Source organism: Paenibacillus sp. NRS-1782 (genome assembly GCF_050467685.1).
In the GTDB taxonomy this organism is placed as follows: Bacteria; Bacillota; Bacilli; order Paenibacillales; family Paenibacillaceae; genus Paenibacillus; species Paenibacillus terrae_A.
The window spans coordinates 40,629-53,839 of sequence record NZ_JBITPH010000043.1; the positions used below are offsets into that span (position 1 = coordinate 40,629).

The 13,211-nt window shown below is 49.1% G+C and carries 16 protein-coding genes and 1 pseudogene; 13 read left to right on the forward strand and 4 right to left on the reverse strand.

Translation table 11 applies throughout. From position 1 onward, the window contains the following. The first annotated feature begins 117 nt into the window (after positions 1-117). From wecB to ACIFQM_RS16765, 6 genes are read left to right on the forward strand one after another with little or no spacing between them, the layout of a single operon-like run. Entirely contained in the window at positions 118-1,209 is a 1,092-nt protein-coding gene (gene wecB / locus ACIFQM_RS16740; protein ID WP_430040674.1) for a non-hydrolyzing UDP-N-acetylglucosamine 2-epimerase, read from the forward strand. Beyond that, positions 1,202-2,188, forward strand: coding sequence for a polysaccharide biosynthesis protein (locus ACIFQM_RS16745; RefSeq protein ID WP_430040675.1), 987 nt, complete (start codon positions 1,202-1,204; stop codon positions 2,186-2,188). Before wecB ends, ACIFQM_RS16745 begins: the two co-directional genes overlap by 8 nt. Continuing rightward, positions 2,185-3,042: a dTDP-4-dehydrorhamnose reductase family protein gene (locus ACIFQM_RS16750; protein WP_430065797.1), complete on the forward strand. Its 858-nt coding sequence runs from the start codon at positions 2,185-2,187 to the stop codon at positions 3,040-3,042. Before ACIFQM_RS16745 ends, ACIFQM_RS16750 begins: the two co-directional genes overlap by 4 nt. Next, the gene (locus tag ACIFQM_RS16755) at positions 3,000-4,028 is read left to right on the forward strand and encodes an NAD-dependent epimerase/dehydratase family protein (RefSeq protein ID WP_430065799.1); all 1,029 of its coding nucleotides are present in this window, start codon (positions 3,000-3,002) and stop codon (positions 4,026-4,028) included. The genes ACIFQM_RS16750 and ACIFQM_RS16755 overlap by 43 nt, the downstream gene beginning before the upstream one ends. Further along, positions 4,025-4,738 carry a glycosyltransferase gene (locus ACIFQM_RS16760; RefSeq protein WP_430040678.1) on the forward strand — a complete coding sequence of 238 codons (714 nt, stop codon included), beginning with the start codon at positions 4,025-4,027 and terminating at the stop codon, positions 4,736-4,738. Before ACIFQM_RS16755 ends, ACIFQM_RS16760 begins: the two co-directional genes overlap by 4 nt. 31 nt (positions 4,739-4,769) lie before the next feature. After that, positions 4,770-5,969 carry a glycosyltransferase family 2 protein gene (locus ACIFQM_RS16765; protein ID WP_430040679.1) on the forward strand — a complete coding sequence of 400 codons (1,200 nt, stop codon included), beginning with the start codon at positions 4,770-4,772 and terminating at the stop codon, positions 5,967-5,969. On the opposite strand, the gene ACIFQM_RS16770 is transcribed toward ACIFQM_RS16765, so the two are convergent. Further along, positions 5,966-6,343, reverse strand: coding sequence for a hypothetical protein (locus tag ACIFQM_RS16770; protein WP_430065801.1), 378 nt, complete (start codon positions 6,341-6,343; stop codon positions 5,966-5,968). The genes ACIFQM_RS16765 and ACIFQM_RS16770 overlap by 4 nt on opposite strands. Positions 6,344-6,517: 174 nt before the next feature. Here ACIFQM_RS16770 and ACIFQM_RS16775 point away from each other — a divergent pair, with 174 nt between their 5' ends. The 4 genes from ACIFQM_RS16775 to ACIFQM_RS16790 all read left to right on the forward strand — a co-directional run bounded on the left by ACIFQM_RS16775 (position 6,518) and on the right by ACIFQM_RS16790 (position 8,978). Next, positions 6,518-6,841, forward strand: coding sequence for a hypothetical protein (locus ACIFQM_RS16775; protein WP_430040681.1), 324 nt, complete (start codon positions 6,518-6,520; stop codon positions 6,839-6,841). Positions 6,842-7,022: 181 nt separating this feature from the next. Continuing rightward, a complete protein-coding gene (locus ACIFQM_RS16780; protein ID WP_430040682.1) occupies positions 7,023-7,532 on the forward strand; it encodes a hypothetical protein in 510 nt (169 codons plus the stop codon). Between the two features lie 29 nt (positions 7,533-7,561). Continuing rightward, entirely contained in the window at positions 7,562-8,782 is a 1,221-nt protein-coding gene (locus tag ACIFQM_RS16785) for a glycosyltransferase family 4 protein (RefSeq protein WP_430040683.1), read from the forward strand. Between the two features lie 22 nt (positions 8,783-8,804). Further along, entirely contained in the window at positions 8,805-8,978 is a 174-nt protein-coding gene (locus ACIFQM_RS16790) for a hypothetical protein (RefSeq protein ID WP_200893401.1), read from the forward strand. Positions 8,979-9,288: 310 nt separating this feature from the next. Here ACIFQM_RS16790 and ACIFQM_RS16795 read toward each other — a convergent pair whose 3' ends face one another. After that, positions 9,289-10,488: a macrolide family glycosyltransferase gene (locus ACIFQM_RS16795; RefSeq protein WP_430040684.1), complete on the reverse strand. Its 1,200-nt coding sequence runs from the start codon at positions 10,486-10,488 to the stop codon at positions 9,289-9,291. A gap of 194 nt (positions 10,489-10,682) precedes the next feature. Here ACIFQM_RS16795 and ACIFQM_RS16800 point away from each other — a divergent pair. Next, positions 10,683-10,862 (forward strand): annotated as a pseudogene (locus ACIFQM_RS16800) (IS3 family transposase); the annotation flags it as partial. Positions 10,863-10,928: 66 nt separating this feature from the next. Here the strand turns inward: ACIFQM_RS16800 and ACIFQM_RS16805 are convergent. Both ACIFQM_RS16805 and ACIFQM_RS16810 read right to left on the reverse strand, forming a co-directional pair. Next, positions 10,929-11,351, reverse strand: a complete 423-nt coding sequence (locus tag ACIFQM_RS16805) for a hypothetical protein (protein ID WP_430040685.1) — start codon at positions 11,349-11,351, stop codon at positions 10,929-10,931. Between the two features lie 25 nt (positions 11,352-11,376). Next, entirely contained in the window at positions 11,377-11,724 is a 348-nt protein-coding gene (locus ACIFQM_RS16810) for a hypothetical protein (protein ID WP_430040686.1), read from the reverse strand. A gap of 205 nt (positions 11,725-11,929) precedes the next feature. Here ACIFQM_RS16810 and ACIFQM_RS16815 point away from each other — a divergent pair, with 205 nt between their 5' ends. Both ACIFQM_RS16815 and ACIFQM_RS16820 read left to right on the forward strand, forming a co-directional pair. Then, on the forward strand, positions 11,930-12,577 hold the full coding sequence (locus ACIFQM_RS16815) for a DUF1796 family putative cysteine peptidase (protein ID WP_430047803.1): 648 nt from the start codon (positions 11,930-11,932) through the stop codon (positions 12,575-12,577). Beyond that, on the forward strand, positions 12,570-13,196 hold the full coding sequence (locus ACIFQM_RS16820; protein ID WP_430040688.1) for a DUF1796 family putative cysteine peptidase: 627 nt from the start codon (positions 12,570-12,572) through the stop codon (positions 13,194-13,196). Before ACIFQM_RS16815 ends, ACIFQM_RS16820 begins: the two co-directional genes overlap by 8 nt. The last annotated feature ends 15 nt before the right edge of the window (positions 13,197-13,211 follow it).

A 13,211-nucleotide genomic window follows, 5' to 3' on the forward strand; every position in this document is an offset into this window, starting at 1 on the left:
GCCGGACCGTTGAGGTGAACGCTTAGCTGGAGCACAGACAGTTTGCTGGATGGCTATCTCACTCATTAAACACCACAGTTTAATGAAACAACGACAGCAAAGGTGGGTTCCAACACAATGAAAATATTGACCGTGCTCGGCACAAGACCGGAAATTATACGGCTCAGCCTGATCATTCCGAAGCTGGATCGCTATGCAGACCAGCATGTGCTTGTGCATACGGGCCAAAATTACACGGAAAGCCTGAGCGGGCAATTCTTCCGCGAGCTGGGGCTGCGTTCCCCGGATTATGTGCTTCAGGAGAAGGCGGGAACGCTGGGTAAACAGTTGTCTGCCATGTACTCGCAGATGGAGGATATTTTAAACAAGGAGCGTCCAGATCATGTGCTGCTGCTCGGTGATACGAATAGCGCCCTGTGCGCCTTGCTTGCGGAACGTATGGGCTACCCGGTGGTGCATATGGAGGCGGGTAACCGCTGCTACGATCTGGATGTGCCAGAAGAGAAGAATCGCCGCATCATTGACGCGATTTCTACGATTAATATGCCGTATACAGAGCAAAGCAAGCAGCATCTGATACGGGAAGGCTTTCCGAGCCAACGAATTATATTGACCGGAAACCCGATTTACGAAGTGATGCAGCATTACGAGAAAGAGGTGTCCAGCAGCAACATTTTGAAAAAGCTGGGACTGTCGCAGGGGCAATATTTCCTGGTGACCGCCCACAGAGCTGAGAATGTCGACCATCCGCCACATTTGCTCGCTATTCTGGATGGCCTGAATCGGGTAGCACAGCAGTCCGGACAGCGGGTCATTTGCAGTATTCATCCTCGCACCGCCGCTCGTATCGCGAGCCATCCGCCGATCCAGCTTGATCCGTTGGTGGAATTCCACGAGCCGTTCGGTTTTTTTGACTTCGTACTGCTGGAGCGGCATGCCCGCTGCGCTTTGACGGACAGCGGCACCGTACAGGAGGAATGCTGCATCATGGGTGTGCCGACGGTCACGATGCGCCGGACGACGGAACGGCCGGAAACCGTAGATTGCGGCAGCAATATCGTGTCCGGGCTGGATGGAGAGGTTATAGCGAACGCGGTAGCCTTAATGATCGGGATGAAGCATAAGTGGCAGTATCCCGCAGGATATCTGGCGGAGGATGTGTCAGATAAGGTAGTCAAATTTTTGCTTGGAGGGAAACGGCATGTTTGAAAACCAACGTATCTTGGTTACCGGCGGTACCGGCTCCTGGGGACATGAGCTGGTTACCCAGTTACTGCCGCGTAATCCCAAAGAGATCATTATCTTTTCGCGCGGAGAATCGAGTCAGGTTGCAATGAACAGGCAGTTTGAGGATGAACGACTTAGCTTCTGCATCGGGGATATTCGAGATAAGGATGCACTGGTTACCGCCTGTCAGGGTGTGGACTATGTATTTCATTTGGCGGCTCTCAAGCATGTTCCTGTATGTGAAGACCAGCCCTATGAAGCACTAAAAACGAACGTGGTAGGCACCCAAAACGTGATCGAAGCCGCTGTCATCAATCAGGTCAAGAAAGTCATTTATATCTCCACTGACAAGGCTGCGAATCCATCTAATTTTTACGGCATGACCAAGGCGATTGGTGAAAAGCTGATCGTCTACGCCAATCTGCTGAATAGCGATACACGATTTGTGACGGTGCGTGGCGGTAACGTATTGGGCACGAACGGAAGCGTAGTGCATCTATTTCAAAGCCAGATTCGCCAAAAGGGTACCATTTCGATCACGGATATGAACATGACCCGTTTTTTCCTGACCCTGCGTGATGCGATTAGTTTGCTGTTCAAGGCATCGGTGGAAAGCATCGGCGGCGAAATATTTATCATGACCATGCCAACCTGCCGCATTTTGGACTTGGCAGAGGTGCTGATCGAGGATTCGGGTGTGGAAAATGTGAATATTGTGGAAAAGGGTGTCCGACCCGGCGAGAAGATTCACGAGATTTTAATGAGCGACTTTGAAAGCCTGACGACGGTCGTGTACGACGAGCAATATTTGATCATTCTGCCAACGCTGAATATCCCCCAACTAAAGGATCGCTATAAGCAATGCCCTCCAGTGTCGTTCAGCAGCTTTAGCTCGGAGTTCAATCTGATGTCCAAAGAGGAGATTCGAAGCATTCTCCAGAGCGGGGGGTTCATTAAATGAAGCTGCTTATTTTGGGCGGTAACGGCATGGCAGGCCATGTGCTGGTCGATTACTTTCAAAAGCAGGGCGGATATCATGTGTTCTACACCACGCGGGATCCCAAGAATAAAGGAGGGCTGCTGCTGGATGTGAACGACAGCTTTATGGTGGAGCAGCTGGTGCGGAGTGTGCGGCCTAACGTCATTATTAACGCGGTGGGTGTGCTGAACCAGTATGCCGGAGCGGATCAGATTACAGCATATCAAATTAACGGCCTGCTGCCGCACCTTCTCCAGCGGACAGCGGACAGCATCGGTGCTCGGCTTATTCATATCAGTACGGACTGTGTATTCGAGGGGACACGGGTACCCGGTTTATATGGAGAAACGGATCAACCTGACGGGACAAGCGCCTATGCATTGACGAAAATACTCGGGGAAGTAAAAGCGCCGGGCCATCTGACGATCCGGACCTCCATTATCGGCCCGGAAATCCGGCCGGGGGGCATTGGTCTGCTGAACTGGTTCTTGCAGCAGAGTGGGGACGTTGCTGGGTATCGCGGCGTCTTTTGGAACGGAGTTACAACACTGGAGCTGGCTAAGGCTATACAGGTGTTGATGAATGAGCCGCTGGACGGACTCATTCATCTGGTTCATCCTGAACCGATCAGCAAGTATGATCTGTTGCTGTTGTTCAAGAACATCTGGAAGAGGGAGGATATTCGGATCGTGCCGAAGGATGAGCCGGTGCAAGACCGGACACTTCGTTCTACCCGGGCCGATCTGCTCTATGATGTTCCTCACTACAGCATCATGCTGAAGGAGCTGCTGGAATGGACAGAAGCACAGCGGAACAACGTCGGCCCGTCATTGTAATTACCGGAGCGGCAGGCTATACCGGGATACACGCCTGTCGCCATTTTGCAAAGCTCGGCTGGAAGGTAGCGGCTCTGACCCGTACGGCTGCTTCCGCCCGGGAGCTGATCTTGCAGTTTAACGGTGATGAGAACGTCGGCACAGATTCTGGCACCAGCTTTTACATCACGTCTTATGTATGCGATTTGCTCGACAAGGAGCGTCTTCGCGAAGTGATTGGCCAGATTGCGCCGGATTATGTGCTTCATCTGGGTGGAAAAAATTCGGTGCCAGAATCATGGCGAAGCCCGCTGCTCTACATGGAATCCAATGTGCTGTCCACGCTGTATCTGCTGGATGCGCTGCGTTCTTTTCCAAAGGCCCGGATTGTCGTGGCGGGTTCCCGGCTAAAGGCAATTTTGCAGGCTCCGTATCATCCATCGCATCCATATAGTCTTAGCAAAAGTCTTCAAGAAGCAGTCGCCCTCTCATGGAGCACGTTGTTTGACCAATCCGTCATGCTGGCAGAGCCTTGTAATCTGATTGGGCCGGGTCCATCCACCGGCTTTTGCGCATTGCTGGCGGGTCATATTATCCGTACGGAGCGCACGTACACGGAGCCAGCAACCGAATCAGCATGTGAGCCTTTGCCCGCACTCGAACCCGCACCGTTCCAGGTATCGTCCCGGCATGCGAAGCGTGATTTTCTCGACGTGCGTGATGCCGTTGGGGCATATGGTGTGCTGCTGGAGCAAGGGGTGTCGGGGCAGGTTTACCCGGTTTGCACAGGCCGCATCGTGGAGCTGGGAGATATCGTGGAGCGTATGGTTGCAATGGCAGAGACACCTGTTGCCATCGAATGGGGGGACGCGGCAGAGTCAGCGTATATGGATGCATACCGGGCCAAGGAACTGGAGGACATGGGATGGAGGCCGATCATATCGCTGGGACAATCGCTGGAGGATATGATACGATACCGCCGAGCCAGAAAGGAAGGAACGATATGAGACCGAGTGTAACGATCGTCATTCCATTTTATAACTGTGGATACGTGAATCAGGCTCTGCAAAGTGCATTAGAGCAAACCTACGGTCCGCTTGAAATTATTGTTGTCGATGACGGGTCCACGACACATACGGGGATGCTTCAGCCTTATCTTCCGTATATACATTATTTAGGTAAAGCGAATGGTGGAACAGCCAGCGCACTGAATCATGGCATCCGGCATGCTAGCGGCGAGTACATTGCGTGGCTCAGCTCAGATGATATCTATCACAAGGACAAAATTAACAACCAGGTATCCTTTATGGCGGAACAGGGGGCATATATCTCTCACACCAATTTTAATCTTATCAATCAATACAGCCAAATCACGAACCCGCAGGCGGCAGCTGTATTTCCGTCCATACCGGAGTTTTGCCGTTTTTTCCAGCAAGGGAATCCAGTAAATGGATGCACCGTCATGTTCAAAAAGGAACTGTTTACGCATATCGGTCTGTTCGATGAATTGCTGCCGTACACCCATGATCTGGATATGTGGTACCGAGTGATGCTGGCGGGATACCCATTTCCCTTTCTGAACGAACCGCTGGTCAACTACCGTTGGCATGATGAAATGGGAACCCAAAAGCATTGGACGGCCGTTGAGCGGGAGTACAGCATAACTCAAGCACGGTATCGAAATCGCTTCAGTCAGTTGTTGAACGGTTTTTCCTAATAAAGCCGGAAGTCTGTCAGGGGGGATTGATATGGTAGATACAGGTATTGTGATGCCGCTATACAAACAGGATATCGGCTATCTGCAAGCCGCGATTTCATCTGTGCTGGCTCAGAGCTATAGGGAATTCCGCCTTATCATCGTTATTGACGGAGCGCCGGAAATGGTGGGATCAGCGCTCCACGCAGCAGCGGGAGACCCGCGTGTCCAGTTGATTACACTTCCTGAGAACAAAGGAGTATCTAGTGCCCTCAACCGGGGGTTTGACGAGTTGTTCCAAGATCCTGCGATCACATATGTGACCTGGGTATCCAGTGACAATGTATATTATCCCGGCTTTATAGAACGACTGCGACGTGAGCTGAACCACGGGCCGGATTTGCTCGGCCTTGTATTCTCCACCTTCCGCCAGATTGATGCTTCAGGAAGCCCGTTGTATGATGAGCAGCATCAACAAGCGCTGATCTGGTATCAGAGTCAGTCGCATGAGGAACTGCTGAACGCCAGCATTGTTGGGGTTTCATTTATGTACAAAAGCAAATATGCCCGCCGGATCGACGGCTATCGGTTGCAACCCGTGGAGGATTATGATTACTGGCTGCGACTGACCGAGACGTGCAGCATGAAATTCATCCCGGAGGTCCTTATGGATTACAGGGTGGATTCCGCATTTAGTGTATCGGCCAGCTTGCACAGCCAGAAGGAGCATCGACGCTGGCGGCACGCATTTCAAGTCGCCAAGCATGAGACGAGAGCGCGCCGGGGTATCCCGCTTGAAATGACTATTTTGATGCCCGTTACAGATATGACTCAGGCTGAGTCGTTGCTGGACCAGCTGCTAGAGCAGCATTACAGCAATTGCTTGGTGCGGTTGCTGGATCTTACGCCTGAACAGGGCGCCTCTTCCTTCCTGCCGATGATGCTCGACCCTCGCCTGATCGTAACGCCCAGACCGCATTATTCTGTCACGGAAGCACTGATTCAGGCCATTGGGGAAACGGTGACCCGCTTTGTTGTATGCTACGGGGTTAAACCTTATATCGCCGTGACGGATTTGCTGTATCTGACGAATTTACTCCGCCCACTGCCGAATACCCACGTTTTTTCCTACTATACAGATGATCACTCTACCATAGGCAGCGGGTGGGAAGTCACCGCTGTACCGCCGGAATGGAATTACGTGTATTACACTCATCGAGTGCATCAGGCGCTGGAACAGGGTCGCTTTTAGCTAACTGGAGACAGGGCCGCAATCGTGGTCAGCTCCGATTGAAGGACACGATGCTCCTGCACAACATTGCCAAACTGGTCCAGACCGAAGTTGGAAAGAACCACATTGGATGGAACAGCGGCGGCCACGTTGTATTGCACTTCATAGGCAAGCACACCTTGTATAAAGAAGGTGCGCCGGGCAATGGAGTTTGCAGGTACGTTAACCGATGTCACGTACAAGGGGATCTTAGTATCCGGTACGAGCGAGAAAAAAATTTGTATGGTCACGGTTGCTGCGTTTACCGTATCCTCATTCACCAGATTCACAACGACATTGGAGCAGGCCGTACCAAAATCTCTGGTATTTGTCATATAGCCGGTTGTAAAAGCCAAATGAATCATCCTTTCGAAAACAGAATATTGGAAAACCCCCGAAGGGATGCTCCTATACTATGAATCTACTGAATAGAAAGCTTGTATGCTTGTCGGTAGGCTATGCCGAAAAAAGGTACATTTTGGAGGTACCCCTTCCATGATTACCAATTTGTAATGAAAGGAATGCTCGTCATGCCCTTTAATTTTCAGGTGACACCCAGCGGGTTACCCAAGTTTGAGCCAAGTGTGGCCGTTAATTTGTTGAATCCGAATATTGTGGTGGCTGTCGCTGTTGATTTTAGCAGCGGGCCCCCTCTCATTGGTCTTTACCGATCATTGGACGCAGGGGCGGACTGGACCGATTCTTTACTGCCGCTTCCGCCGGAGCCAGCCCCTATCTCGGGCATGTCTATGTCAGCTGGATTCGTACGGGCCCGCAGACACCGGCTTATTTTATACGGCGATCCTTTGATGGAGGTGCTACCTTTAGCGGGGATATTCTCGTATCCAACATAACGCTGCGTGAACAGCCGCCTGACGATTTTTGCCGGTGTACCGGGAGGTGGAGCCTGATGCCGAACGTACAGTTCACGCAAAGCGGAAGGCTGGCGCAAGAGCCTAGTGTCGCTTTCAATCTGCTCGACGGTACTATTGTGTCTGCGGCTATCGAGTCTACGACAGGACCGTCGTAGACGGTTTGAACGGTACCATTGCTACTTACGTGTCCAGAGACAATGGCAATACATTTGATCCGCCCGTGATTGCCCAGCGGGGGTATGGGACATTTGTCAATAATGTTGAGGTCAGCGTGAAATTTGATACTTCTCAGGTCAGCTCCTATACCGGAAGCATCTATTTATGTTATACGCATCAGTACAATCCCGATTTTTTCGGCGGCTCGGTCATGTTTTTCCAGCGATCACAGGATGGAGGGATCACGTGGGGGGAAATCACCGTGAACATTACAGGGGTGATTTATGTCGGGTACATTGTGACCAATCCTGTTAATGGATACCAGGTCATTGTATCCTTCAATGGGGGGACAGCGTTCAGTTCTTCGCTACCTGTGTCTTCTGTTGTCCCGGTTCCAGTCGTCACGATCGGTAATTTTATTGATGTGACTATCGTGCCAAATAGCGGTTTTTTTGCGGTATGGACAGATGCATTGTCGGGCTTTCAGCAAATTTACGGAAGCGACGGAACATAAATGTACTAGACGGGGGAGGTGAGGCTGTTGTGAAAATTTTGTTGGCTACCTACTGGCCGATCCCTCATTTGGGAGGCGTGTGGCCGTTTATGCTACAAATTAAAAGACGACTGGAGCTACAGGGTCACACTGTGGACTTGATGGGCAACGGGCCGGATATACCCAAATACCATATTGTTTTTGAAAATAGGGAACTGCTGAAAGATCAGTTGTTGCCCATGCTGAACACGAAGCTGAATGAGGCGGCTGTACCTGTATTACACAAGGACTCTTGGGTGCAGACGGTGGAAAAGGACCGATATTGCATGGAACTGGCGGCGGCGTATTTTGGAGTTGAACAGTATGATGTCATTCATACACAGGATGTCATTGCGACACGTGCCCTAAGCCGAGTCAAACGTAAGGATAGCGCACTCGTGGCCAATATTCACGGCTCGTTGGCCCGTGAAGTCATGATGGCGCTTGAACGAGATCAGGAGCCGGGATATCGGGAATCGTTGATGTGGAAATATTATTGGGCGCTGGAGCACTATGGGGCGCTATCTGCTGATATTACAATAACGTCTACAGAATGGATGAAACAGACGCTTGTTCGTGAGTTCGAAGTGCCTGAGCAACAGATTGCTACTTTCCAATATGGCCTGGATACTGAACACTTCTGGGAAGTCCAGGAAAAGGGAACGGACATGACACGACCCGCAGGAAAAAAGGTCATTATTTGTCCTTCACGGCTGGTATATATTAAAGGGTTGCATTACTTAATGAGCGCTCTTAGTTTGCTAAAAGATCGGCGTACAGACTGGGTTTGCTGGATTGTCGGAGAGGGAGACAAAAGGGAAGAGCTTCAAACACAGGCTGAGGAGCTGGGGCTGAGGGAAGAGGTGGTTTTTCTCGGGCATCGTGAGGATGTGCCTGCCCTTTTGCAACTGGCAGATATTTTTGTTCATCCGAGCATACAGGATAATCAGCCGTTTTCGGTTATGGAGGCGCAGGTTTCGGGGCTTCCGGCAGTGGTATCGGATGCAGGTGGACTTCCAGAAATGGTGGAGCATGAACATACTGGACTGGTTTCCCCGGTTGGCGATGTGGAGGCGTTAGCAGCTCATTTGCAGCAATTGCTGGCTCAGGATGACGTGCGTATAGCTATGGGGAACCGTGCCAAGACATGGGGAACTGCGCATTGGTCTCTGGATGTCATGATTGCACGGCTCATCAATATTTACGGGCAAGCGCTCAATCAAGTACGTTGATTCGATAGTGAGGAGGGGGAACATGACTTTTCCTGTAGTTGGAGACTTGTACAACCGTATTTTTGAAATCGAGCAATCGCACCCGGATTTTGAGGTGGATTATGAAATATGGAACCGGATTAACACCTCGTTACCGGAACATTATAAGCTACCGGACACTGAAATTCTGGGACGTCTCAAACAAACTGTGCCATGAGAACGACAGTAATTCTGAATTGGGACGTCCGTAATGCATATGAATATTCGACTGTTTCATTACATTTGGAGCAAGTGTAAAAGGCAGGCCGGAAATCACTGAACTGCCCCCCAATTGTTAGTCACGAATAACATTTGGAGGTGCAGTTTTTTCATGACTAAATTTAATTTAGAACAGAAAAAGGATGCCGTTCTGAGATATCAAGCAGGGTACGACTTGTATCAGAGATGCTGGACAAGGCATTCGTAAGGTTAGCTGAAGAGCCCTCATTCTCATTCGACTTCTTTCCCTCATATTCGAAAGTGACATTTTAATCATCATAGCTTGTCTCCTCTTTTATCTCATTAACAGCTTGATGATACCCACCTGATTCTCGAAAGGATTCCCTAATATTTGCAACAGCTTTCTTGAAAGATGAGTGGCTTAACACATGATCTACAGCTTCACGTAGTTGATTTGCAGTCAAGCTTTGCATTTGTAATTTAATGCCTGCTCCGATATTGGCGACTTGCCCCGCAATGATCGGCTGATCCGCGCTTTGTGGGATTACAATTAGCGGAACCCCATAATAGAGACCTTCATTGGTACTGTTCATTCCACCATGTGTAATAAATAATTTAGTGTAATGCAGTACATCAGTTTGTGGAACATAATTTTTTACGATGAAGTTTTCAGGAATTTCCCCTAAATCAAAGATTTGGGTTTTATTCCCAATAGACATGACAATAGTATGATCCGTATTCCCCAATGCCTCAAAACAAAGCTTATAGAAATCAATTGCTTGGTTAAAGACAGTACCCAGTGAAATGTAAATTGGGTTTTTCCCCTTGATTGCAGTAAAGTCGAAGTTTTCTTGAATTAATCGTGAAGAGATAGATGGACCTACAAATTTATAAGTTTGGTCGAATGCTTCTCCATAAGGTTGAAACTCCCTTGTTGTATAAACGATTGTAAGTGGTGCAGGATTACAAAACACTTCGTAAGGAGAATGGATCTCCACATCATATTTTTCTTTCACCATTTCCGTCAGGCTTTGAAATTTATCGATTATAGGTTTAACAATTTCTGTAGGGACTTTTATAGAAAATTGTTCCAACATTTTATCAAATGATACTTTTGTCTGTGCAAAAGAAGTACAAGAATTGATTGCAGGAAGCTTAAGCATTTGAGCGAGTAAACGTCCACAACCAAACATGGAATCATGGATGATGTAATCAAAATGCTCTCCTTTGATCTGTTCAAGAACGCTTGGTATGACTATATCTGCCGTAAGTAAAAGACCGTTGATTCTTTCGAGTAAATAATCTCTTCCACCTGAGATAAAGGCTTTTATAAATTTTTGATCGTCAAATGTTCGTACTGAAGCTCCCGTCTTCTCGATACGCTCCCGAAAAGCTTCTATAGAAAAGTACACCACTTCTTCTCCACGCGAAATAAGCTCTTGCACAACTCCAATAGTCGGATTGATATGTCCCTCTGATCCACCATTAATAAATAAAACACGCGCCATTTCTACCACTCCTTAGGTATACTGTTCTCTAAATTGTGTAAGAGTAAGGGGCACTGTCCCCTACGATTGCTCGAATCAATTAATGGAATCAAGTTTATCATAGTACAATTCGTGAAAATCTCAAAACTTTAAATAACCATATTATACCAATATTATACCCGTTAGCTTAATGACGTATTGTCAGTCTACAACTTAATTTCAACGGTCTAATACTTCATTTTATTCTTCTATATCTAAAAGAATTTGACAACATGGAGTACTTCAAGCAAGAACTGGAGAAGTATATGGATTACTATAGTCACAAACGTATCAAGGCCAAATTAAAGGGTATGAGCCCCGTACAATACCGAGCCCATACCCAACAAGTTGCCTGAAATAAATTGTCTAACTTTAAGGGGGCACTTCATCACATCCCGGCCTGCCTTTTGGATGATTTCGGATCATGTTCCGTCCGGGTTTTCATTAACCGAATCTTCGTAGACCGAGCCTTGGATCACGAGTGGACCCGTGACAACGGCCCTGCGGTCAGCCGATTGCACGGTCACGCAATATACATATGGCGCTGACTGTCCCGCAGATTCCTCATACCTTAGCTCGGCAAAGCCCTCCTGATAGCAGAAATCCTGCAACCAGTCCAGCACGGGACCCTGCCCATCGTTGCGACGCAGCCGGATAACCAGCTCTCCGATATCCCAGTTGAGCAGCGGATTTTCCCATGCCAAGGAGGTTTCAATGACAATACTCCCTTCAGACTCACTCGCAGGAATGATCAACGTAGATAGCACGCTCTCCTGTTCGGTGACCTGAAAAGGCAGCGCATGTGTGCCTGCTTCGGCTTTGTTTTGTACCGAATATTTTAGCATACCTTCTTCCTCTCCTGTCCGTGGTTTAGGGCGTCACGGTAAAATGACTGGCTGTACGCATAGCGACCACGTTCCCGTTCTCTACAAATTCAGCCAAAATAAATAACGTTTCCGGATTGCATATACTTGTGACCACCCGCAGGTAAAAAGGATTTTGGGCTGTCTCCATATCCTTGAGCTGTACTACGGAGCCAGCTTCGGGAGAAGTGCTCAGGCTAAGTAGCTGCCGTCGGAAAACACCGCTATCATTCCCTATTTCCAACAGTACATCGACAGGTCTCTTTTCACGATTGAACAGGGTCACATGGCAGCTCTGTATACTGGCGCTGTGATAAGTGAGGTGATGATCAGCAGATAAAAGAAACACGGACATATCATGTAGCCTCCTTGAATTCTGTTGTATACCAGCCCTATATCATATGAAAAATGGCCGTGTCTGGACTGGATAGTTGTACGCCTTTTTTGACAAAATACGCGCCGGGGTCCAACCCTTTTAGCCGAGCTGTGCATGTAATGTAGAGTGGAACAACCTGCGGCCTGAGGAAAGGGTTGGGTCGCTTTAAAAAGGAGGCACGGCTATGAGACTTGCACAGCTGGCAGGGGAATATGATGCGGTCTTCAGTTTGGGGCAAAACTGCACGCCTGCCATTCAATTGGAAAGAAACCGCCTGCGGCCGTTTGCCGGGGTGCTGGATTGGATGATGTCTGACACGCTGTCCGATGTGAATCGCTTGCTGGAAAACCGGTTTGCCGGGTTTATGGATTTGCCCAATTTAAGTGTCGTTGGTACGAGCCAACTGAACTATATGGTCAGGGATATCGATTATAACGTGATCTCGGTACATGATTTCCCGCAGGAACGCAATACTTCCGCAGATCTGGCGACTTATCCAGAGTTCAGGGAGAAGATAGACCGCCGTATCGAACGTTTTTTTGCTAAAACGCAGAAGGCGCAGCGCAGCTTGTTCGTCCGTATGCTGGGAACCTATGCAGAGGTAGAGGAACTGGAGCGCATCTTGTACGGCATGATGGCGCATGAATTTCGTCTGCTCATCGTTAATTGTTCCGGTGTAACAGAGTTGACCGAGTTGGACTGGCAGCTTGCGAATGTATGCGCGGTGGAAATGCCTTTTGCCGATGTATGGAATTACCAAAGTGATTCGCACTGGCGTACGCTTTTTCAGGGAATGTCCCTATCTTCGGAAAGGGGAGGACAGCGTGCTTGAGCGATTGCAGGGGGATTATGACGCTGTATTCAGCCTGGGAGGACATTGCCTGCCTTCCATTCAGCTGGATAAAAACGGACTGCGTCCATACGCGGGACCGCTGGATTGGATGATTTCCGGCAACTTGTCGCAGATCAGTCGCTTGCTGGATGCCCGTTTCGCCGGATTTATGGACTTTGCCAGCCTGCGTGTCACGGGGCATGATTATGGCGAGTATAACTTCATGGTCGAGGACGCGTCGTATGAAATTACAGCGGCACACCATTTCCCTGTTACCCTGAATACATCGGAACATCTGACTTCTTATCCTGCATTCAAAACGACGCTTGATCGCCGAATTGCACGTCTATTGGAGAAATCTGCGCTTGCGTCCCGTTTGCTGCTGGTTCGTCTGGGGGGCAGTCGGGATCAGGCGATAGAACTGCACACCGTATTGTCACAGATGATTACCCACGATTTTCGCTTGTTATTCGTGGATTATACAGGGGCTGCCGATGTGACTGAGCTGGATTGGGGACTGGAGCGGCTGGTTTCAGTGTCGCTGCCGCCTGAGGATATTTGGAGCGGGCAGGATGAGATGTGGCGCTTTATGCTGGCAAACGTCAGGCTACACGTCTGAACAACGGGGAGGTAC

Bases quoted from the DNA above. Each gene is read 5' to 3' on its own strand.
- wecB (WP_430040674.1), top strand. From the start codon at position 118: ATGAAAATATTGACCGTGCTCGGCACAAGACCGGAAATTATACGGCTC.
- ACIFQM_RS16745 (WP_430040675.1), top strand. From the start codon at position 1,202: ATGTTTGAAAACCAACGTATCTTGGTTACCGGCGGTACCGGCTCCTGG.
- ACIFQM_RS16750 (WP_430065797.1), top strand. From the start codon at position 2,185: ATGAAGCTGCTTATTTTGGGCGGTAACGGCATGGCAGGCCATGTGCTG.
- ACIFQM_RS16755 (WP_430065799.1), top strand. From the start codon at position 3,000: ATGGACAGAAGCACAGCGGAACAACGTCGGCCCGTCATTGTAATTACC.
- ACIFQM_RS16760 (WP_430040678.1), top strand. From the start codon at position 4,025: ATGAGACCGAGTGTAACGATCGTCATTCCATTTTATAACTGTGGATAC.
- ACIFQM_RS16765 (WP_430040679.1), top strand. From the start codon at position 4,770: ATGGTAGATACAGGTATTGTGATGCCGCTATACAAACAGGATATCGGC.
- ACIFQM_RS16775 (WP_430040681.1), top strand. From the start codon at position 6,518: ATGCCCTTTAATTTTCAGGTGACACCCAGCGGGTTACCCAAGTTTGAG.
- ACIFQM_RS16790 (WP_200893401.1), top strand. From the start codon at position 8,805: ATGACTTTTCCTGTAGTTGGAGACTTGTACAACCGTATTTTTGAAATC.
- ACIFQM_RS16795 (WP_430040684.1), bottom strand. From the start codon at position 10,488: ATGGCGCGTGTTTTATTTATTAATGGTGGATCAGAGGGACATATCAAT.
- ACIFQM_RS16805 (WP_430040685.1), bottom strand. From the start codon at position 11,351: ATGCTAAAATATTCGGTACAAAACAAAGCCGAAGCAGGCACACATGCG.
- ACIFQM_RS16810 (WP_430040686.1), bottom strand. From the start codon at position 11,724: ATGTCCGTGTTTCTTTTATCTGCTGATCATCACCTCACTTATCACAGC.
- ACIFQM_RS16815 (WP_430047803.1), top strand. From the start codon at position 11,930: ATGAGACTTGCACAGCTGGCAGGGGAATATGATGCGGTCTTCAGTTTG.